We start from the raw sequence: 21,642 nt of genomic DNA, 5'->3' as shown, positions 1-21,642 counted from the left end.
CTCTTGTCGACTTTTAAATCCTTAAATTCATCCAAATAATTTTGAGCGGAGATAACTGGAGAATGAGTGGTGAAGCCCCAAATATTCACATAAAAAGGCTTGTCTTTGTGCTGCTTGATAAAGTCGATAGCCGCATCAAAAATAGGTGTATCACGACCCTTGGGAGAATCTCGCACCGGAATTCCACCAGAGTCATTAACATCAATGCCATAAACGCCGTTGCTGCGATCCATGCCAATATGCCACTTACCGAAGTGGCCTGTGGCATAGCCGCTTTTTTTCAAAAGCTCGGTCACAGTGATTTTATCACCGAAGTCAAAATCATCAGTACGCTTTTCAAAACGTGCGTTGCTGATCCCAGTCATAATACCTGTGCGACTAGGATTACAGGTTGCACCTGCTGCATAAGCCTGAGTAAAGCGCCTTCCCTGACTCGCCAGTTTATCGATATTCGGTGATTTTACATAAGGGTGACCATAACTCGCTAGGTCGCCATAGCCAAAATCATCAGCAAAGATAAAAACAAAATTTGGTCTTTGTTCAGCTTTTGCGAAAAGAGCAAAAACAAATACAAAAAGGATGAACTGAAATGGATAATTATTCTTCATATATAAAGCTCATAAATTATTAAAACGGAAATTATTTAAGCTTTAGGTAATCAACTTCGACTTTCACCTGACCTGTTTTAACAACAGGTAAAAGCAGGCCAATGCGTCCTTGATCTGTGTAGGAATTCCAAGCACTTGATTGACTAAGATCTACCTCATAATCATGCCACTGACCATCAGCTTTAAAGTCAAAAGGCACATCCTTTCCCTTCCACTCACTATGACGAACAACGATCTTCGCAAGGCCCAAGTCGGTACCGGCTTGCGTAATCACCTTCATCCGCAATAGAGCTTTTGAGTACTTTTGGGTATCGATAGCACTATTCTTGTATAAGATGGGTGCTACACCTGTCATTCCTCCCATTAGAGTAAGGCTTAAGCCCGAAGCACCATATTTCACATCAAGGATCTTGTCTTTATTTTGTGCTTTGTGAAGACGTGAGTTGCCCTTGCCTTTTTTGAAATCAAAAATGACCATCTCCTTTGATTGACTAGGTGCACCAGAACCCAATTGATCGGCATGCTCTGGCCAAAAAGAAGGCTCTTGCTCTACGACCTGAGCTTTCCATTCATCAAAGGATTTCACCATCTCTGCATGTTTCTCTGGCATGGATTTTTTTAAATTATTTTTTTCGCCAAGATCATCACTAAGCTTATAGAGCTCCTCTTTGTATTCCGCCGACCATTTTTTGTTGCCGAGGTATTGATAAGAACGAATCAACTTCCAATCACCAGAACGGTAGGCTTCCTGACGAAGGTAATTACCCTGCCATCCCCAATCGCGGCGACGCCAGCCAAACTCACGATTTTCCTCCTTATTAGCAAAGAGGTTCACACCATCTAGTTCGCGATCTTTGGGAACATATTTCATGGCATCAGCGGCAGCTAGAACCGTAACGGATGCATCCATCATGATAGCCGCTCTTTGATCGACTGTTCCAGCTTTAATTTTACTGGGCCACTGCATGAGAAAAGGAACGCGTATTCCTCCCTCTTCCAAGTGCTGCTTAGTCTTTTTTAAAGGCCAGCAATTCGCAGAAACCATGCCGCCATTATCTGAGGTAAAGATGATCAAAGTATTGTCATATTTGCCCTGCTCTTTTAGACTTTTAAAAATTCTAGCGATATGTGAATCTAGGTATTCCACCATTTTGACATAAACTTCTCTTCCCTCTACCGTTTTGGGTTTAGCTCCAGCATCAAAAGCAAGCGATGGGTCAGACGCAGGATCCTGTAATGGCGTATGGGGAATTGACCATGGTAGGTAAATAAAGAAGGGTTGATCTTTCGTTTCTTGGATAAAATCAATTGCTTTATCAGTCCAAATATCGGTCAAATATTGCCCTTCAAGATTTGTTACCCGCTCTCCGCCAGTTTCAAAGAGCATGGGGCGACCTTCGCAATCTTTATTGGCATTTTTATGTTGAAAGTAGCCCGTATTATGATCGATAATTAACCAATCATCAAAGCCGTGAGCCCCTGGCCAAGAAACATCTTTGCTTTCGCCAATATTCCATTTGCCATAAGCAGCCGTTGCGTAACCAGCTTCCTTAAGCCACATAGCAATCGTTGGATCATTTTTTGCCACCACCCCATCTGGTGAACCACGATACGCTTCTGCCCATTCACCTAGGCGACTCGGGTAACGCGCAGTCAATAAAGCACGACGGGCAGGCGAACAAATAGGAGCTGCCGAGTGAAAATCTGTGTAACGAACACCATTCTTTGCCATGCTATCGAGAGTAGGAGTTCTAATGGGAGTATTATTAGGGGCCTCGCCTTCTGCATTGGGGTTATAAGAACTTAGATCTCCGTAGCCTAAATCATCCGCTAGCATAAAAATAATATTGGGGGGCTTAGCTTCAGCAAAGAGTGAAAATGCGCTGAGAAAAATCACTACAAGAGATATTTTTTTCGAAATCATAAGTCTGTACCTTAATTAAGTTAATAACTACTTTTGCGGCGCTTTTGCCTGCGGATCGTAATTGGGATTAAGTTTGGGAAGTACCGCCTCGGTTTCGACAAAATGCTGCTTTAGCATCGCACTTAGTTTTGCCACTCGTTCGGGATTTTGTGCTGCTATATTATGATTTTCACCTATGTCATTTTTAATATCAAAAAGTTCGTAGCGATGCTTGTTATTTTTACCATCAAAAAAGTAAGATACTAACTTGTAGTCGCCATGACGAATCCAAGCAGAGGGAATGGAGCCGTTCCTCTCGACCAAGTAATTGGGCCAGTAACCATAGAGCGTATCGCGCACTTCTTCACCTGTTATCAGGGCTGGGACTTGCGATACCCCATCAATTGCTACTCCACTGGGCATTTTCGCTCCTGCCATTTCTACAAATGTCGGAAAGACATCCACACCCGAAAAGTAGCTATCACTTTTTGTTCCTGCTTTAATTTTACCCGGCCAAACAACAATAAACGGAACTGCGGTACCACCATCGTGAATCGTTCCTTTACCACTTTTTAAGGGGTAATTACTGGTGGCGGGGATATCGACAATTTCTTCCACTGTACCATTGCCCCAATACGCTTCATGGGTATAGGCAGATTCAATAGTTCCACCATTATCACTGCTGAGAACAATGATGGTTCGATCGGCAATACCAGCTTCATCAATCGCTTTGAGTAAAAGCCCTACATTATCATCAAAGGTTTCGATCATACCTGCAAAAATCGGATTGCGTTGTTGGGCATCAGTTGGAAGTTTAGTTGCTTTTTTACGGTATTTATCTAACAAATCAAGCTTGGCGAACATGGGTGAATGAACTGAAAAAGCCCAATAATTTAAGAGGAAAGGACGATCTTTATTTTCTTTGATGAACTCGATCGCTTCTTGGCCCATGCGATCTTCTAAGTGTTCCCCCTTTTTAAGCGTGAAGCTATCGCTGTATTTTTTGGGACCAAAATAACTTCCTTTGGGACCATGAGATTTGGTATGGGGCACATCCACATCAAAGCCGTGTTCAAGGGGCGTATAAGGTTCGTGACCTAGATGCCATTTACCATAGTGTCCCGTTACATAACCCTGAGCTTTTAAAACTTTTGCATAGGTGGGGAAGACCGTATCTAAACGAGTTGTACTTTTGGGACTGATAACTTTTTGATGAGGCCAGCCCTTATCAGGTGTATGAGCTTTTAAAGATACTAAATTAATATGACAAGCAGGCTGAGTCATCCCTAAGCGCTCGGCATATAAGCCCGTCATTAAACTGGCTCGGGCGGGAGAACAAACGGGTGAAGTCGAGTGAAAGTTACTCAATTTCACTCCCCGCTTGGCCAAGCTATCTATGTGTGGAGTCTCGTGAAAAGTACTCCCGTAACAAGAGGGATCAGCCCACCCCAGGTCATCGGCTAAAATAAAAACGATATTTGGGGGCATTTCTTTAGCATTAAGGGTACTTAGGCTAAAAAGAAGAATGAATGATCTAAGTATTAATTTCATTTTTGAATACGTTCCTTACCATTTTGATAGTTAAGAGCCAGTTTTTGGGCCTTGGCCACAATTGAACTCAAGTCTTTTTGACGATAAATCTTAAAATATTGCATGTCGCCATGAAATTTAAGAGGAGAAATTTCTTTAGGATCAATTTTACCAGATGGATCAGCTCCTAAAGTCAAACCACCAATCCCCTTATGGACACCGTGAATCGGCCACATCATTTGTTCTTTGGCAATGCGTTTTCCATTGACCCAAAAGGAAATTTTGTTGTGGTATTGCTCCACATGAGCCACAAGGTGAACCCATTGATTCATAAATGACTTTTGGGCATCGATAAATTGCATGCGAAACTTGTATTCCTTCATCATCAAACCGGGACAACCATCCTCAATGAATAACATTAGACCACGATAATCATTGCCTTGTGCGCAAATCACCCCATCTGAACTGGGGCGCACTAGAGTCTCGATCACATAACTGCCCTTATCAGGCGTTACTTCTTTATGCCAGGAAAAACTGACTGATGTATCATCGCCAAAACGCAAAGCCTTAGCATTTAAGCCATCGACAATTTGGCCATTATTGATTTTGACTTTGTTAGCAATAACTGACTGATCTTTTGAATTTAAGCCCTGCTTAAACTCAAGGTCACAAATTAGGCCTTCCTGCACTCCCCATTGGGGTTCTGGCCGAGGCCTAGGAACGATTTTCTTGTACTTGGTCTCTTTCTTTAATTCTTCTATCTTTTGTTCCATAGCTTTAACAATCTCCGCATGTTCGGGAGATGTGGCTAAATTCCTCATTTCATGGGGATCATTTTCTAAATCATAGAGTTCGTTCACATCATCTATATCAGGGTAAGTCGTGTAGACATAACGATCCGTACGAACCGCAACAATGCGCGGCAATGTGGGAATAAGATCGCGCCAGTAAGTAAAGAGGTAAGCATCTCGCCAAGGCGTTTTTTTACTCTTATCAAAAAGGGGCATACAGGATTCACCCTGCATAATTTCAGGTGCTTTCACTCCGGCAATATCGAGAATTGTTGGCGCCACATCAATATTGAGAACCATTTGATCAAGGGTAGAATCTGCCGGTATTTTTGCGGGATAACGCATAATTAGCGGGATGCGCATGGACTCATTATAATGGACTCGTTTATCACCTCGTTGGTGCTCACCGAGAAGGTAACCATTATCACCAGCAAAAATAATGACTGTATTATCTAATATCTTCTTGTTCTCAAGAAGTGCATAAATTTTTCCAATCCCCTCATCAACTGCAGCAATAGCACGGAGATAATCTTTAGTGTGGGGGTGTGAGCCATTTTCTTTGGTGTAAGGACGTGGGGTCTTAACTGCAGGAGTTTCGTGAGTATTATTATACCTCAAACGATACAGCTTTTCCGGTGGTAGATTGACCCGCTGCCACTTGGGTTTATCCTTTAAATTATCAAAGAAACTCTCTTTCTTGGGGACTGTTTCACCTTTGTACAAAGACGAGTGACGTTTTGCCGGTGTAAAGGGTTGATGCACGGCCTTGTGAGATAAATAGACACAAAAGGGCTTATCAGAATTCTTGTCTATAAAGTCCAAAGCATAGTCTGTTAACTCATCAGTAATATAACCAGGGTTATGGACAAGTTTACCATCTATATTTAGATCATTGCCATTATATTTGCCCTGACCTGAAAACGAAACCCAACGATCAAAACCCAAGCGAGGTTTATTACTGTGATCCAAATGCCACTTACCAAAAAATCCTGTTTCATAGCCTGCTCGCTGAAGTAAAAGTGGGAAAGACGGAGTCTTATTTTGATTAAATTCGCGTCCTTCCACATTGGTGCACACACCATTGACTTGTGGATAAGTACCAGTCAAAAATCCCGCTCGTGCAGGTGCACACATGGAAAGAGTTACAAAGCTATTTTTAAAATGCACACCCTCATTGCGAATACGATCAATATTTGGCGTTTTCAAAAAGGGATAATGGCCCATAAAGCCCATAGCATCGTATTTTTGATCATCGGTTAAAATAAAAATAATGTTGGGACCTTTGTCTGCCGCCAGCATAGTGTTTGCGAAAAGCGCTAAAATTATAAATAAATACTTCATCATTAGTCCATGTAAAAAACTTCTTGAAGAGTGACTTCCACAGGGGAATGATCAGCCTTAGTTTCCATAATATCTTGCATATAAGCCCACCATTTTTTTACAATTTCTTGGTCGGGTATAGAGTCTGCACTATGATTCTCTTTCAGTTTTAAAGACGCAAACAAAATATGGGTCTCTTGATCTAAATAGATCACATAATCATACACCCCTAATTCTGTGAGTTTTTGTTTTAATTCAGGCCAAATTTCGTTATGGCGCTTTTTATACTCCGCTTCAACCCCCGGAGTTAACTTCATTTTTAAGCCGACTCTCGTCATAAATTTCACCTTACTCAAATTATACTTAATTAAATGATATAATGATATTTCATTTAATCAAGTCTTTTTGTATCTTTTAAAGTAATTAAGCAACTTAAAAAACTCGGCTAGCTCGCGAATTAGACGACCTTGTCTATAGCAAAAAAACGACTCAAAAATGAGTCGTTTTTCATCTAAAGCTAGATGGATATTACTAAATGATGTTTTTTGACAAGCATATAATTCAACCACTATAAGCAACTATGCTAAATATATTTTTAGCGTCAAGACATTATACATTACTGAAGAGTCAGTAGTCAGGGCTGTTGAATTAAGCATAAACATTCAAACTGAAGTTTGAACTACAAGCTATTCCTGTAGGTAGTTCACAACTTATCGTGTACAGTTTAATTTAAAGATATTGATTAGCTGGTCCAAAACTTGGGGCGAATTTTTATATGTCCCGGCTCATAATTGGCGGGGTGATCTTCCATGAGTAATTCACTGGCGACCTGGCCCATTTCTCTACCGGGAATTTGGATCCAGGCACTGGCCGCAAAGGGTGGTTCAGCAACCTCAAAAAGCGAAGCAATGGAGTCTTTGACTTCAAACTTGAGATCATCTATCTCGGACATGACTTTATGAACACGTACAGCTGAAGGGCCGTTATCCACTACAAAACCGGTAATTTCCGGGTGCTTTTTCATGAGCATTCGAACATCAGCTTCCACTCTGTCCTGCCAGTCCTTACTTTCAATAATATGAACATCCACAAAGCATTCATGATCGACCTTTAAACCGGCTTTTTCCATAGCTATTTTATAACCATCGTAGCGGGCCTCATTTGTCGGCAGGTGAGTTGCCCCTACAAAGGCAATCTTTTCATGCCCCTGCTGAATCAACTTATTAGTGAGCATTTCAGTAGCTTTTTCATTATCCAAAGAAATCAGGCGGCTTTCAAATCCGGGTGGGCAAATATCGGCAAAGAGCACAAAAGTGCCTTCTTCAATATAGCGATTGATCCAGTCACTCACCTTGCGGCAATGAGATTCAGAAATAATGACTAAGGGAGATGTGAAATAAACCAAGGACTCTAAACGCTGACGAGCTAAAGAACGAAGAAGAGTGAGTTCGCGATCAGGCTTACTATGGGTAAAATTAATACTCACTAATTTACCTTCATTCATCATGCTATTTTCTAATTCAATGAGCAAGTCAGTGTGGAAATCTGAAAAAATCTCAGGGGTAAATAAACCGATGAGGCCACTTTGAATCTTGGGACTGCTCATCGCTTTAGGGTTTTCTAAGAAGGTCCCCAAACGACGACGACAACTGACCACTCCTTGAGCTTCCAGCTGCTTCATAGAGCGCTGAACTGTAAGAATAGAAACTCCCAGTTCTTCGACGAGCTCACGATTAGTTGGGAGCTTATCGCCTTTTTTCAAAGTCCCATCTTTGATCTTTTGCGAGATGTGACGCAAAACCTGATGCGATAAATTGAGTTTACCGCTATTGGCGACATTATTCTCACTGGCCATAATAAGAACCCTCTTACTTTAAATAGATTTTTGATTTAATCATATATTATATCTTGCTAGAAAAAATTTCCACAAGTTTTAATCAATAGCGACTATATCAAACTGCATAACTTCGGTTTTCACTTTTAATGGACCATGATTTTCGAAAATTAAGAAGGCCCATTCCACTCCGTGCTCTTCGGGGGCAGCCGTTTCATTACCTTCAAAACCTAACCAGTTCTTCACCCAGTAGCCACGTTGGCCTGGGAAGTATTTCCCTTTAAGAGACTGACGATAAAATTTAGTAATATCAATCTCCCCTTCAAAAATGGTACGCTCTAAGGATGGTGCATCCATCTCAATATAATTATCCTTAGACTTCCAAGCTGAACCTTCACCAAATTGCACGTCCTCATCATTGAGTACATTTATAGGAGCACGCCACCAAGCGCTATTTCCCGAGCACGCCCCATCTCGAACTTGTTTATTAAATTTCATATTTGCAGTGGAATACACCCCTAGGTGTCCATGTTTACTCCCGTCATTCTTTGGATGGACCCAAACATTTTCCTGATTGTAAGAAGCCAACATGAACTCCGCTAAGCGGTAACGATCGCCACGTTCGCGCATATTAAACCCAACCACAAGTTGAAAATTAACGGGGTCTAAGCGGGTTCTCATATAGCGAGAAGCTAATTCTTCCTGTAAATATTCTAATTTGCGTCCGTTAGGAGCAGTCTCTCCATTAACAGCATACTTAAAAACATTCTCGCGCATTTGTTTAATCAAACCTGCCTGACCTTCTTGCAGGTAGTCATAGATCGTCCATTCCTTCAACTCATCACGACCATCTTCAACCGTTAAAGCTACTTTGTACTTAAGGACTAAGCGACGATTAGTCTTTTTTTCCTGTCGATTTTCCTGCATGATTGTTTTTGACAACTCCCATCCCTGCGGATCGGAATGTAAACGCATTGCCCAAGAGGCTTGCTCGCGGTGATGAACTTCATTAATCGGACAAATCCAGCGCAGAGGATTCACGCGATTATCACCGATAAAAGTGATTTTATCTTTTTCCGCAATGGTCACATAACCATTGGTTTTTTGCAAAAGCTCCTTGGTCACAGCACTTGGTGATTTGACTACAGGATCGACTAAATCACCTTTGTAGGGATTTGTTTTACGCGCATTCGGAACGAGAAAGTCATCCTTGCCACGTTTGTCTTTCATCCATTCAATAAACTTCGACTGATAAATCTCATAAGGTGTACTAAAGCAAGTCACGACTACATTATCATTTGCTGGCTTAGGATGTTTGGGGTGATGATAAAAAAGTGGAAAGCGGTAGTCTTTTACCCAATCGCTAAACTCACGACGCAGCTCTTTGCTATCTCCGCAAAAAGCATCCATCACAGCACTAAAAGGCTGTAATTTACCCATGCCTTGCTTTTCTTTAGATAAGTAATCGTTATCTTTGAACCATTGCACCTCGACTGAAACTTTTGGTTCTTCACTTTTAGCGGGCGACCATTTTAAAACCGATCTTTCAGAACTAGCCTGCAAACTTGTAATAGTTAAAACCAGGCCAATAAAATATTTTTTAAGCTTCATTTACAGTTCCTTCATTCACTTGGTCGTTCACTTCTTGACTGTCTTTTTTGCGCTGATCAAGAATTCTACGCGTTTCTTCTGCTTTTTGTCTCGTTATAGGGAACATAAACATAAGTCCAAGTGCCGTCAATAAACCTATAGCCTGAAGTGAAACAAAAATCACTTTCATTCTATAGCCCACTTCTGGAGAAGTTGTCTCGGCACTAGCATCGAAGCCAGATAACTGTAAAACATAACCCGAGAATACTGCCGTCAAGGCTAAGGCTAACTTACAGACAAAGCCCGATGCCGAACTGTAAATCCCCTCCTGCCTTAAGCCACTACGAAGCTCGTCGTCATCAATCACATCGCCAATCAAGGAACTAATCAGCAACCAACAACTCTGTACACCCATGCCCAGAATTACGCCCGAAACTAATTGTAGGTAAGGCATAGCTGGGGTTAGTGTAAACCAAGAAACCCCCGTTCCAAAGAGTGCCGTAACTAGGGCGATAATCATCGCCCTCTTCTTGCCTGTTTTTTCAGATACTTTCTTAATCACTAACATGCCTATAAATGCCGCGGCAATCATTGCTGTCCCTGCCACACCGGAAAGGGTTGCAGCTGTATCTTTATCGCCATTAAAAATATAATAAATATTGATATAGAGGGTGAGTGCACCGCAAGAAAAGAGTGTCGTCACAATAATAAGATATGAACTCATGAGAGTGAGAAAGGCCTTGTTCTTAATCAAATAGCCAAGAGATTTAATTAAGTTAGTCTTCTTTTGCTCTACGACCACATTTTCTTCACGAGAAAAAATTGCCGGAATAATCCCCACTAAGAGAACAATAGCGGCAATGACATAACTCACTACTTTGATCCCTTCTGCTTCTGTTTCACCACTCATAAGGACGAGTTTATAAAGCCATTGGGTGGTCACTCCTGCGGCAGTCGCAAAATAGAAGCGCCAGGCAAATATTCGAGTCCGCTCATCGTAATCCGAGCTTAATTCATAGCCCAAGGCTGTATAGGGAACATTAAAGATTGTATAAAATATTGAATGTAAACACATGGCAATGACAAAATAAGTAAGAATAGTATTTTCCGAGCCCGCTGGTGCCATCCAGATAAAGGGAAATAACAAGGCACAAAGTAGCGCTCCAGCAAAAATATACTGACGACGACGACCAAAACGACTACGAGTATTATCAGATATAGTCCCCATTAAGGGATCGGTTATCGCGTCAATAACTCTTGGCACTGCCAGAGCCCAACCTAACAAGACCGCATCAACTCCCAAGCCAATATTGTAAATCGGCATAACTAAAGTGGTCACCCCAAAACTCAAAAAGGTATCCGCCAAACCAGCAGAACCATAGAGTGCTAATTTACTGGTTTTTAAACGTTTGATTTCATGTGTCGACATTTTGTCTCCATCTTAAATTTATATTATATAAGTTATAATTGCCTTTCTTTTATGATATATCAATATGTCATTTAATTATTCTTATGCTTTATTCTAAACAATTTATTTTGCACTCGTTTCGGGAAAATTTTTCTCAATTTGCTTGAGGTACTCATAACCATACTTCACATCGGGTTCTAAATAAGCATCTTCGTAGAATTCATTCCATATTCCCACAGTAATAAATTTACGACCGTTATTTTTTTCTACACTCTCGCGTGCCAATTTTAAAGATTCACCATAAAGCTTTGGTGTACCACCGTGATAGTAAAGCATATGACCTTGGGGGCCCCAATGTCTAAAGTCTTCCCGGGTCGTCACCGTTGGTACAAAACCGTCTCCCCAGACTTTGTACATCTTGTTCCAATGGTCAATCATTGAGGGCATGAGCTGAGTTTTATAATCCGCTTCCCAAACTTCACCGCGCCTTGTTCTTATTTGTTCTTTACCCTTTACTTTAATTTTTTGTTTATAAACTATGGGGTAACGCTTCTCCAAATCTGGTCGAGCATGAGTTACATAATTAAAAGAACCATCAAAACCAATATCTCTAAAGCCCTTTGAGTACTGAGGTAAAATATCTCCTAAGCTCAAAAAGATTTCATGACCATAAGTAAGCGCAATGGCTCTTTGCTTTTTTATCCATTTCTTTAAGTTCTCCATCTTCACGTCTGAGTCGCCTTCTCCTCCATGTTCCTCTCTTAAGAGAGCTGGTGCATGAATGATAATCAAGGGCTTACCATCCACCTTATAATAATTGGGCTGATTGAGAAAGTTCTCACAGGCATACTCCATAGTACCTTCCGGAATCCATGCATGACCATGATTTGTCCACATACACACAAAGTCAATTTTTTTAGCATAGGGATTCGTTTTTACCGGCGCACCACCTGTTTGATCTTTACGTAGAAAGCCTACTTCAATTGAATCGTTAATGTGACGATGACGAGGTGAGTTATCAAATTTTACTTTAGATTCAGAGGGGTACCAATCAAACATGACTAAGTTAATTCCCGCATCGCGCATCCATTTAATTTGCCAATCCATAACTCGCGGATCAGACAAACGGTAATAACTTATGCCATTATAGCGAACTTCCGGATCTTGTGAATCATAGAGTAGAGGCAAACGCAAAGGTTTACCATTGGCTAACTCAGGCCAGTGCTTACCACCTGGGTTCCACGCTGGAAAATTCCATGCCGCTACAGTCCAATCTGACTTTGCCTTGTCTGCAATCTTACCTGCCTGCTTTTTTGATACATCGATTCTTCTAAGGGGTACATTGATTATTGATCCATCTTTATCGAGCCAGGGTTGATCCGAAGAAAACTCAATTTCCTTAGCCATGAGAGATAGATTTAAGATAAGAAACAATAAAAAATAACGCACCACTGACTCCTTTTTATTTTGATTGATTTTGTATTTTTAAAATAAAACATTTCATTTTTCGTTGACTTAATGATATATTGATATAATTATATGGCAATTGATATTTTAATTTATTTAAGGAAATAACATGAAAACTATTCTCGCTGGAGTTAATTATTTTGCCGGTTGGTGGGAGCCCCTCCCCAACAAATGGCACCGTCACGCCGATTCATTTGCCATCGAACAAGGAGAAGACTGGCGCCCTGAGTTTCCTGAACGAGTCCCCCTCTTAGGTGAATTCAATAATCAAGAGACTTTGAACAAAGAGCTTGTAGTTGCCGGTGATTACGGCGTCGATTTCTTTCCTATCCTGTGGTATTACAACGAAAAAGATGCCGAACGCGAACCCCATAGCAGTCTACTCAACAACATTTTTGATGATTACCTTAATTCACCAAATGCAGACCGAGTTAACTTTTTTATCGAATTCTGTAATCACCCCCCTTTTGATGTCACCGAGGATTGGCAATGGCAAGAATGCCTTGATGCTTGGGAAAAAATTATTACTCACCCCTCTTACTTAAAGGTAGGTGGTAAAGCCCTCTTTAAAGTTCACGGTGCCGATTACTTTATTCAACAAAACAACAATGATATAGCACGTTGCAAAAAGCAGCTAGACTCAATCAGAGAACTCTTTCGCAGTAAAGGCATGGAAGTCATTATTGGGGCTGGAGTAATGACTGAACAACATATTGATGCAGACAACCCTATAGCTCATGTTTTTGATTTTACTTGTACCTATATGGACTTTCCAAACCTTGAGCCCAAAGATACGGATTATCCCTATGATCTGCTCGGAGAACACTGTCGTTTGGCTCGCCAAATACACAGCAAAGATGCGATTCCCTACATGCCTTATATGCCCGCTGGTTGGTCCCCCCGCCCGTGGCCAGATACCCGTGCCTGTTTTGATTTTCCCACGCGAGAAGAATGGCGTAAAGAACTTGAACTCATGCGCAACGATCTTCTAACTCTTCCAAATCTCGGCTTGCCCCTTGCTGATGGCAGCATTCAAGCCGCTTTTAATTCCTATGCTTGGAATGAATTTGGTGAGGGTGGTATAATTGCCCCTACTCACATAACTGAATACATGAAGTTAGAAGAATGGAGCGCTATTTTTAAGGCTGAACAAGTTCATAACGAACATGATTTAATCTTCAATTAATTCTGCTTCGCGCAATTTATTTTCATAATTATCCATACAGTGCGGCAAAGTCTCAGTCGCCGGGTCAAGGGCCGGCAGGTCCTTACGGGGAGTTCGAGGGGCGGAACTCCCTCTTGTGCGCAGCACCATGCCCTCTACTCTGGTCAATCGTAAATATTATCGCCAAGCTTTCGCAAAGACAGGATGAATTGCTTTATGGCAGAGTCCTAATACTTCACTTAGCCTGGGATGTAAATCCCAGGAATTAATATCCATCCAAAAAAAACAAAAGGCCCTCCCGTCGTTGACGGGAGGGCCTTTTGTATGTTTATAACCAAGCTATGCTTATTTTAAACTTCCAGGCTTAATATTATCTTTATCCCATTGCTGCCACATTTTGAGCATTTCATCATAGCGTTCGGGCTGAGATTTAGATAAATCATTTTTTTGCGCTTTATCTTTTGATAAGTTATAGAGAGCCGGCTTAGCCTTTGCCCAACCATTGCGCACTAGCATCCAATCTCCCTTGCGAATCGCCCAACCATTTTGTTCTGGCTTTTTTGACCAGGCATTATAGCGCCAATAGAGGCTCTCGTGAGGGTCACTTGTCTTTTGCCCATTCAAATAAGGAATGAGGTCGACACCATCGAGTTGCCATTGGTCTTTAATTGTTGCACCAGCTGCCACAAGAGCCGTAGGCTTGATATCCAAACTGATAATCGGTTTACCATAAACTTTGCCACGGGGAATTGTCCCCTTCCACTGCATGATAAAAGGCACGTGAATTCCTCCCTCTAGCATCTGAGACTTAGACCCACTATAAGGCGTACAAAGTGAAGCATTACCGGGGTACCCACCATTATCACTAATAAAGAAAATCAAGGTGTCTTTTTCAAGCTTATTATCTTTCAAAACTTTGAGCATGCGTCCTACATTATCATCCATACAGGCAATCATCGCTAAACTCGTACGACGCAAAGGGTCTTTGATGTGCTCGAAGCGTTTGAGATCCGATTCTTTAGCTTCCATGGGCACGTGAGGTGTGATATAGGAAACAAAGAGGAAGAAAGGCTTTTTCTTGTTGCGCTCAATAAATTCAATAGCCTCGCGCCCAAAAGCGTCGGTCGAATATTCTTTCATCTCAATCTTTTCTGGCCCGCGGTGCATTTGAACATTGTACTTTGAAGCACGATCTGCCCAATAAATATTACCGTCCTGATTCCAATATGTTTCATCAAAGCCGCGATTATAAGGGTAGGAGTGTTTTTTACTTGTTAAGCCCTATTTACCAATGTAGCCAGTAACATAGCCCTGCTCCTTCATACGTGTCCCCATAAGTGGAACAGAACGTGGTATGCCGGGATTATAGGCCCATTCATTAGATTCGAAGCCAAAGCGGTTCTGATAACGACCACTCAAGATGCCTGCTCTTGAAGGGCCACATTGTGGTGCTCTTACATAGGCCTCGGTAAAGCGTACACCATTTTGTGGCAGAGTATCGATATGCGGAGTACGCACATCATCGACTGAACCTTGGCAACTCAAATCTGCATAGCCCATATCATCGGCTAAAATCACAATGACGTTGGGTTTACGCTCTTTTTTATCTGCTTGAGACCAAGCTAAAAACGGGGTCAAGGCGAGTGATGCCCATGTAAGTAATTTACGATTCATGCTTATTTCTCCTTAAAGTTCCACTTCCACAAGACTGACTTCCTTAAACTCATTTGTTTGTGGATTCAGACTCAAAGTTTTAATTTCGTAGGGACCAAATTTCAGCTCTTCACTAATATTGTACCCCGGCAGGTCAACAATACAATTTTCAGCATTGCCGGACGATTCAAAGAGACGAATAATTATATCGTCGCTCTCTTCTGCTTTTTTAATCGCCGTGACTAAAATTGTGCCTTCACTCAATTTAATAAAGCCTTCAGTATCTAAATCACCTTTTCCTGAAGGGAAGAAGGCCAATGCCATGGGCTTTTCGTTATGGGCTATAGACTCTCTTTCGATTTCTTTAAAGCGCCCTTCTGCTGAAGAGGCGTTGAGCCAGGTTCTATAAATATGGTGCCCCTGATCAATTCTTGGCGAATACCGATCCTGCTTCATGATTTTACGACCAAAGAGGTTCATGCCCGCATAAGCCGGGGAACGCAACATGGAAACACGTAGCTCACCATCTTTAAAATCGGAGCCATAAGTACTGTCTGTAATGACCGAAAGAGCTGAATCTTCTTGTTCAGACTTAACGATCATCCAACGCTGGGCTACCGACTCACGGCCATCTTCGAATAAGCGATCATAGCCATAGGCAACCTGACCATAGAATTCAGGTTTTTGATCAACTGTAGCTAATGACATCTTGAGGAAGCGCTGTTTTTCATTCCAATGAACACGAGTCTCCATTTCAAGCTCAGAACCTTGATGCGCTAAATGGTACCTTTGACAAATATAAGAATCACCGTAACCGAATAAAGCTTCGACGGTAACTCTAGCATTACCATTTTCAACAATCCTGACGGGTTGAAGTTCCTCTACATGAACACCTGCAAATTTAGCCGCACGTTTAGGCGATAGTAAAGTGAATTCACCAATTACATTTCTAAATTCATAAATATCGGTTCCCCAGGCATCTTCATCATCGTGAAGAACAAGAAATTTTGCACCTCCTTTCTTGAGCATTTCTTTTCCTGCTACAATGTAGCTATCAATCAAACCACTTGTAGGATTTATCTCAACTCGCATTTCACCATTGTCAAAAACATAATTCTCTGTTGCCGAAATTTTTGGCGGTTTGGGCTGTTTAGGAATCACTTTTTCACGACAATCAACACGAGTCATTTGAGTCGGTGCTAACTCAACGATAAAAGAAACCTTTTTGCGCCAGTCCAGCGGTAAATTGGCTTGTTCATCCTCTACCTGACAAGGCAGAAGCTGATCATTCTGATAAACAAAAATATCGGTAAAGGAATCTTCACGATTTTGATTTTCTAACTGAAATTCACATTCCACGACTGTCTTGATTGGAAAGGGATGGGGATTGTAAATCAATATGGGGGTTTCACCCTCTTTAGCTCTTGGCTGCCCCTTTGCAAGTGCAAAGAATGCCCTAGCTTTAACCCGAGACAAAATCTCTAAACCGTGGTCCATGACCCGCAAACCAGCTTCCTCTACTGCCTCAATGGATGAACCAGGCAAAATGTCGTGAAATTCCGCTTTAGCTAAATCATACATGGCCTCACGCAATTCATCTTCAGGATATTTCATCAAGCCTTTTGACCAAGCAAAGACCGACATCTTCTCAGTCATGAATAAATAATTTTCTAATTGACGGTGCTTTTGCTTAATGCGGATTTGAGTTGTATAACAACCCACTAAGGTTGAATTTAAATCATTTTGACGAACGGGTAAAGAATCCTTGCGTTTTGCGAGCTGTTCAAAATAATTCTCAGGTGTGGAATGTACGACCTCATGGGTAGCGCTCAGCTTTTCCTTCAAATCTTTGAGCATAGCTAAATCCTTACGAGAAGCTCCACCACCGTGATTACCCACGCCCCAAAGAACCATCATATCGTCTTGATCGGCACAAAGTTCTTTAACTTCTTCTACTTTTTTACTCGCTTTTCCTAAGAAAGATAAATACAGATCATGGCTTCTGTGCGCCATTACTTGTGAGCCATCGTACCCTTCCCAGATAAAGTCCATCGCTTCCAGTTTCATTTCACGCTCTTCGGGACGACAGAAAATATAGGAATCGTAACCACTTTTAGCTAAGATCTGTACCAAGCCCCGCGTATGGCCAAAGGGATCAAAATTGATTGCGGTCGTGGGCACTTTGCCAAATTTATTTTTAAAGTACTGACGTCCCAGCATGATCTGACGAACAAAAGATTCACCACTAGTCATATTGCAGTCGGGCTGTAAATACCAGCCTCCCATAATGTGCCACTTACCCTCTTTGACGAGACGCTGAATCTTTACAAAAAGTTCCGGCTCATATTCCTCGACCCAACGGTAAAGAATCACTTCGTTGTGATTAAAAATAAAAGCCTCGCCTTCATACTCGTCACAAAATTCTGCCGCTTGACGAAAGGTGCCCAGCATCGCAGCCGCTCCCTCTTCCCATTCCCACAACCATTCAGGATCTAAATGGGCATTACAGACCAAATGTATTCTTTTCTTTTCTTGCTCAGACATAATTAAAAACCTTATTCATAATTGATAAATGCGTTATAAGATAAATCATTATATCAATTATACCAATAAGAATTCCCTAATACCTTCAAAAAGAAAACGGGATTCAGCCCAAATGAATACAGAAAATGGCTCATTAACAACTCACCAATCTTTCTGAATTAAGGACTTAGACTAAGTCTAATGAAAGTAAAAAAATTGCAGTCAAGTAAAAGCGCTTAGCTTTCTTGTTATTTTATGCGAAGATTTGAGCTTCTTCGCTAATAAACTTGCCCTCTTTTGTGTAATAGAACTTTTCAATCTATATTGCTACCGCATTAATAGCTGTAAGACTAAGAATACAAATTCTTTACGAGGATGTAAGATTATTACAAACACAAATCCTTGAAGTTCACTCAATGCACTTCATGGTTAAATTTCTTTCTTTTTCATGGGGCCATGAATAAAAAAGGGGCTATGTATTCATCTCAGTGCCATTCAGCTCAGTCCTTAGCGATTATCCATCGTAAAGATCAAGGTAATCAGTTATTTTTGCAGTCAAAAAATAAGGTAGATTAATTAAGGTAAATTCCTTACCATTGGGAGTTACACAGCTTTCCACCTTTAATCCTGACGCAGATAATCTCACAGCACACTTGCAAGCAGTCTCATCAATGAAAAGATGAAGCGACTTTAACGAACCAACAGCCCCGGACTTAACTTCTATGGGGATAAGCTCTGTGCGATGCTGAATGAGAAAATCAACTTCAGCATTAGAACGAGCACTTTCTCGAACCCAGAAACAGAGCTTCTGAAGTTGATTAGTTTGTCCCGCTATTAGCTCCTGTGCCACAATATGTTCAGCCATCAATCCTTTATAGAAGCCGTGCAGATCTTCTTTAAGCAGGTAGTGCTGTTGTAATCCAACGAAATAGTTCACCAGACCTGTGTCAAGGAACTGCAATTTAGGATGTTTTTTAAAGTCTGGTATAATTGGAAGTTCAAGTGAAACACTTGGATAAAGCCGCTTTACAAGCATTGCACTTTCTAGAGCTTTGACTGCTTCACCCACTTCTCTTGCTTTATAGTTAGAGTTCCCAAACCCTCCCAATTTGATTCGTTTAGAAGCTTCAAAAGGGGCTGTTTGAATTACATGCTTAAGGACTTTATTAAGTGTACTATTTTTTGCATACTTGCCGGCATCATCAATATATGAAAGCAGGAGGTTTTGATATGTCGAATTAAGAGAAGTAATAGAACGCTTAGTGATATAGTGTGCTATTACCTCGGGCATACCACCAAGTAATGTGTATGTGTGGAATAAATCAAATAGCTTTGCTACAGAAAATCGTGGAACCGGAGTTGTCGAATAAGCATTTAATGCGGCCTTCTCTCCTGTTGCTTCAAGAAACTCCTCAAATGTTAAGGGGTGCATAAATTGAAACTCAACTCTGCCTACCGGGAAGCTGATATGGCTGGCGGAAATATATGTTTCTAGTAATGATCCAGCTGCAACCACATGCAGCTGGGGCAAGTGCTCAAAAAAATAGCGTAGAATCGCAATAGCAGCTGGCGAGTTCTGAATTTCGTCGATAAAAAGCAGCATGCTACCACCATTGACCTCAATATTCTTTGTCAATAAAATAGCCTCAAATAATTCATCTACAGGCAACTTATGATCAAATAAATCAAGCTCTTCTTTGTTTTCCAAGTTGAGATATATGTATTGATCGAATGACTCTGAAAAAATATTTACAGCTGAGGTTTTACCAACTTGCCGTGCCCCACGAAGAATCAGTGGTTTTCGGTCAGCTCTCTTACGCCATTGTTCCAATTCCCTGCAGACCGTTCTGTTAAACATAGATATTCCCATTTTAGTGTTCTATTTAACATATATCAAAAAGGATACTAAACCAAGCTTATCTGTAACAAAGTATAGGGTATTTTTAGATATTTTTGTTCCATTATCCAGGGTGTTTATCTCTAAAAATGCACTAAAACACATGCTGTTTAATTTTATGGTGCTAAAAAAAGCTTATCCCAATAAATACGAAAGACAAAAGCTTTCATCACAGAGCCACTGAGTTTATATAAAAGGATATTCACCAGAATTAGTAGATAAAACTTAATTTTACAGAGCTTCAACGGCAGACCACTCGGTCTTTATTGATGATAAGCTATCATCAATTAAAGTAATGAGGGAATGAATTTGAGAAAAGGAACTTGTCTCATTAGCTTTAGCACAGGCAATTTGCGGAAGGCGCAACTTTTGATTCCCCTTGGGTGCCGGAACTTTATAACTTGGCTATTGCTTCTCGAGAAATTAAACCTAATGCGTAAGCTTGAATGGCAGCATTGCCAAGTGAGGTCGCTTCAAAGGCCCCCATACGAACGGGGCAATCACAGAGTTCTTGGGTCATTTCTACGAGAAGTTGATTGCGTCCGCCGCCACCGAGAATGGTAAGTTGCTGAGCTTTCTGCCCAGAAACTTGTTCCAATTCCTTGAGGGTTTTTCCATAGGCATGAGCGAGCCCTCGCATGACAGCGCGACTTATACTGCCCTCGTCATCGGTCAGCTCTACACCTCGATCAGCAAACCATTTAATCACGCGATCGGCGTAAGGGTTTTCTTTGCTGTGCTGCTCAAAAAAGATCTCATCATCCACATCTAGTACTAAATTTACATCTTTTGCGGACCGCGCAAATTCCACTAACTCGGGATAAGTCCAGGCGGCACCGCCCTCTTCATTCCATGTTCTACGGCAATTCTGTAAAACCCAAAGCCCCATAATATTTTTTAGGGGACGGCTTCGACCATCCCAAGCGAGTTCATTGCTGAGTAAAGCATCTTTGGCTGCTTGGCTCATCAAAGCTTTGCCACTAATCATCCCCATCAAACTCCATGTCCCTGATGAAATAAAAAATTGCCCTTCACCTGGGGGCGTCAGCACAACGGCAGAGCCCGTATCATGAGCCGCACAAGTCAAAACTTTTACTGAGGGCGACAAGCCCGTTAATTGACTGGTTTCTGAACTCACACAAGCTAAGTCTGTCCCACTCTTAGTTAAGGGCTTATCAAAAATAGCCAAACCACCAAGACCAAGCTTAGTAATTAGATCAAGATCCCATGCTGAGCCATCGGGCTTAGCGATGCCCGTTGAACTGGCATTGGTCCATTCATTAGACTTAACTCCGCTGAGCTTCCACGCCAAATAATCCGGTATAGTCAGCATCCAATCAGCTTTATTTAATTTTTCAGGATCAGATTTTTGCAAGGCTAACAACTGAAAAATGGTATTGAAGGGAAGATTGCGTATCCCCGTGCGCTCCCAGATCACATTAGCACCAAACTTGGCCTCCACTTCTTCAACGATTCCTTCAGTACGGGAATCACGGTAACAAACAGCTTCTTCAATGACATTGTCATCCGCATCCAATAAGGCATAGTCCACCGCCCAAGTGTCGCAAGCTATACTCACAATGCGATCACCGTATTGTTTGGCCGCAGTACTGAGCCCTTCAATGATCCCAGCCCACAAGGCATCCATATCCCAACGTAAATGTCCATCTTTAAAACGTGGTTTATTGAGAAAGCGTCCCATTTCCACAAGTTTAACTTGTTCATTGAGTTCAGCCGCTATCACGCGCCCACTCTCAGCTCCTAAATCAACCGCTATTACAACTGAATTCATCATGAGTCCTAGTTTCATAAATAAAAAATTTGCTGAGTTAAACATCGATCTTTATAATAATGACTCAGTCTACAACAAAATTAATTGAAACAAAAATTATTCAACATAAAAAAACAATATTTTAGATAAAAATACATAAAAACAAAGAAATTATTTGATAA

Annotated in this window: 13 protein-coding genes and 1 pseudogene; 1 reads left to right on the top strand and 13 read right to left on the bottom strand. The window is 41.3% G+C overall.

The annotated features are described in order from the left end of the window. From LNTAR_RS14290 to LNTAR_RS14250, 9 genes are all read right to left on the bottom strand, one after another. Window positions 1–608, bottom strand: a 608-nt coding sequence (locus LNTAR_RS14290; RefSeq protein WP_007279429.1) for a sulfatase-like hydrolase/transferase, incomplete at its 3' end; no start/stop codon positions are given. 31 nt (window positions 609–639) lie between these two features. Beyond that, complete coding sequence (locus tag LNTAR_RS14285; RefSeq protein ID WP_007279428.1) at window positions 640–2,532, bottom strand: sulfatase-like hydrolase/transferase; 1,893 nt, start codon at window positions 2,530–2,532, stop codon at window positions 640–642. 27 nt (window positions 2,533–2,559) lie between these two features. Beyond that, the gene (locus LNTAR_RS14280; RefSeq protein ID WP_007279427.1) at window positions 2,560–4,062 is read right to left on the bottom strand and encodes a sulfatase; all 1,503 of its coding nucleotides are present in this window, start codon (window positions 4,060–4,062) and stop codon (window positions 2,560–2,562) included. Beyond that, window positions 4,059–6,176 carry a sulfatase family protein gene (locus LNTAR_RS14275; protein ID WP_007279426.1) on the bottom strand — a complete coding sequence of 706 codons (2,118 nt, stop codon included), beginning with the start codon at window positions 6,174–6,176 and terminating at the stop codon, window positions 4,059–4,061. Before LNTAR_RS14275 ends, LNTAR_RS14280 begins: the two co-directional genes overlap by 4 nt. Then, window positions 6,176–6,490: an L-rhamnose mutarotase gene (gene rhaM, locus LNTAR_RS14270; RefSeq protein WP_007279425.1), complete on the bottom strand. Its 315-nt coding sequence runs from the start codon at window positions 6,488–6,490 to the stop codon at window positions 6,176–6,178. Before rhaM ends, LNTAR_RS14275 begins: the two co-directional genes overlap by 1 nt. A 404-nt stretch (window positions 6,491–6,894) precedes the next feature. Further along, on the bottom strand, window positions 6,895–8,007 hold the full coding sequence (locus tag LNTAR_RS14265) for a GntR family transcriptional regulator (RefSeq protein WP_007279424.1): 1,113 nt from the start codon (window positions 8,005–8,007) through the stop codon (window positions 6,895–6,897). A 78-nt stretch (window positions 8,008–8,085) separates the two neighbouring features. Next, window positions 8,086–9,597, bottom strand: coding sequence for a hypothetical protein (locus LNTAR_RS14260; protein ID WP_007279423.1), 1,512 nt, complete (start codon window positions 9,595–9,597; stop codon window positions 8,086–8,088). Next, window positions 9,587–11,005 (bottom strand): MFS transporter, encoded by a 1,419-nt coding sequence (locus LNTAR_RS14255; protein ID WP_007279422.1) that lies wholly within the window; start codon window positions 11,003–11,005, stop codon window positions 9,587–9,589. Before LNTAR_RS14255 ends, LNTAR_RS14260 begins: the two co-directional genes overlap by 11 nt. Before the next feature lie 102 nt (window positions 11,006–11,107). After that, window positions 11,108–12,433, bottom strand: a complete 1,326-nt coding sequence (locus tag LNTAR_RS14250) for a glycoside hydrolase family 99-like domain-containing protein (RefSeq protein ID WP_007279421.1) — start codon at window positions 12,431–12,433, stop codon at window positions 11,108–11,110. 127 nt (window positions 12,434–12,560) lie between these two features. On the opposite strand from LNTAR_RS14250, the gene LNTAR_RS14245 reads away from it, so the two are divergent. After that, window positions 12,561–13,637, top strand: coding sequence for a glycoside hydrolase family 71/99 protein (locus LNTAR_RS14245; protein ID WP_007279420.1), 1,077 nt, complete (start codon window positions 12,561–12,563; stop codon window positions 13,635–13,637). Window positions 13,638–13,961: 324 nt separating this feature from the next. On the opposite strand, the pseudogene LNTAR_RS25835 reads toward LNTAR_RS14245, so the two are convergent. From LNTAR_RS25835 to LNTAR_RS14225, 4 genes and pseudogenes are all read right to left on the bottom strand, one after another. After that, a pseudogene (locus tag LNTAR_RS25835) lies at window positions 13,962–15,176 on the bottom strand (sulfatase-like hydrolase/transferase). Between the two features lie 126 nt (window positions 15,177–15,302). Next, entirely contained in the window at window positions 15,303–17,813 is a 2,511-nt protein-coding gene (locus LNTAR_RS14235) for a glycoside hydrolase family 38 N-terminal domain-containing protein (RefSeq protein WP_007279417.1), read from the bottom strand. Window positions 17,814–18,306: 493 nt separating this feature from the next. Next, entirely contained in the window at window positions 18,307–19,650 is a 1,344-nt protein-coding gene (locus tag LNTAR_RS14230) for an ATP-binding protein (protein ID WP_040914968.1), read from the bottom strand. Between the two features lie 433 nt (window positions 19,651–20,083). After that, a complete protein-coding gene (locus tag LNTAR_RS14225; RefSeq protein ID WP_162026403.1) occupies window positions 20,084–21,499 on the bottom strand; it encodes a rhamnulokinase in 1,416 nt (471 codons plus the stop codon). Window positions 21,500–21,642 lie beyond the last annotated feature (143 nt).

This window comes from Lentisphaera araneosa HTCC2155, from assembly GCF_000170755.1.
Taxonomy (GTDB): Bacteria; Verrucomicrobiota; Lentisphaeria; order Lentisphaerales; family Lentisphaeraceae; genus Lentisphaera; species Lentisphaera araneosa.
This window is presented reverse-complemented; position numbering and strand designations above follow the sequence as displayed.

Bases quoted from the DNA above. Each gene is read 5' to 3' on its own strand.
- LNTAR_RS14285 (WP_007279428.1), bottom strand. From the start codon at position 2,532: ATGATTTCGAAAAAAATATCTCTTGTAGTGATTTTTCTCAGCGCATTT.
- LNTAR_RS14280 (WP_007279427.1), bottom strand. From the start codon at position 4,062: ATGAAATTAATACTTAGATCATTCATTCTTCTTTTTAGCCTAAGTACC.
- LNTAR_RS14275 (WP_007279426.1), bottom strand. From the start codon at position 6,176: ATGATGAAGTATTTATTTATAATTTTAGCGCTTTTCGCAAACACTATG.
- rhaM (WP_007279425.1), bottom strand. From the start codon at position 6,490: ATGACGAGAGTCGGCTTAAAAATGAAGTTAACTCCGGGGGTTGAAGCG.
- LNTAR_RS14265 (WP_007279424.1), bottom strand. From the start codon at position 8,007: ATGGCCAGTGAGAATAATGTCGCCAATAGCGGTAAACTCAATTTATCG.
- LNTAR_RS14260 (WP_007279423.1), bottom strand. From the start codon at position 9,597: ATGAAGCTTAAAAAATATTTTATTGGCCTGGTTTTAACTATTACAAGT.
- LNTAR_RS14255 (WP_007279422.1), bottom strand. From the start codon at position 11,005: ATGTCGACACATGAAATCAAACGTTTAAAAACCAGTAAATTAGCACTC.
- LNTAR_RS14245 (WP_007279420.1), top strand. From the start codon at position 12,561: ATGAAAACTATTCTCGCTGGAGTTAATTATTTTGCCGGTTGGTGGGAG.
- LNTAR_RS14235 (WP_007279417.1), bottom strand. From the start codon at position 17,813: ATGTCTGAGCAAGAAAAGAAAAGAATACATTTGGTCTGTAATGCCCAT.
- LNTAR_RS14230 (WP_040914968.1), bottom strand. From the start codon at position 19,650: ATGTTTAACAGAACGGTCTGCAGGGAATTGGAACAATGGCGTAAGAGA.
- LNTAR_RS14225 (WP_162026403.1), bottom strand. From the start codon at position 21,499: ATGAAACTAGGACTCATGATGAATTCAGTTGTAATAGCGGTTGATTTA.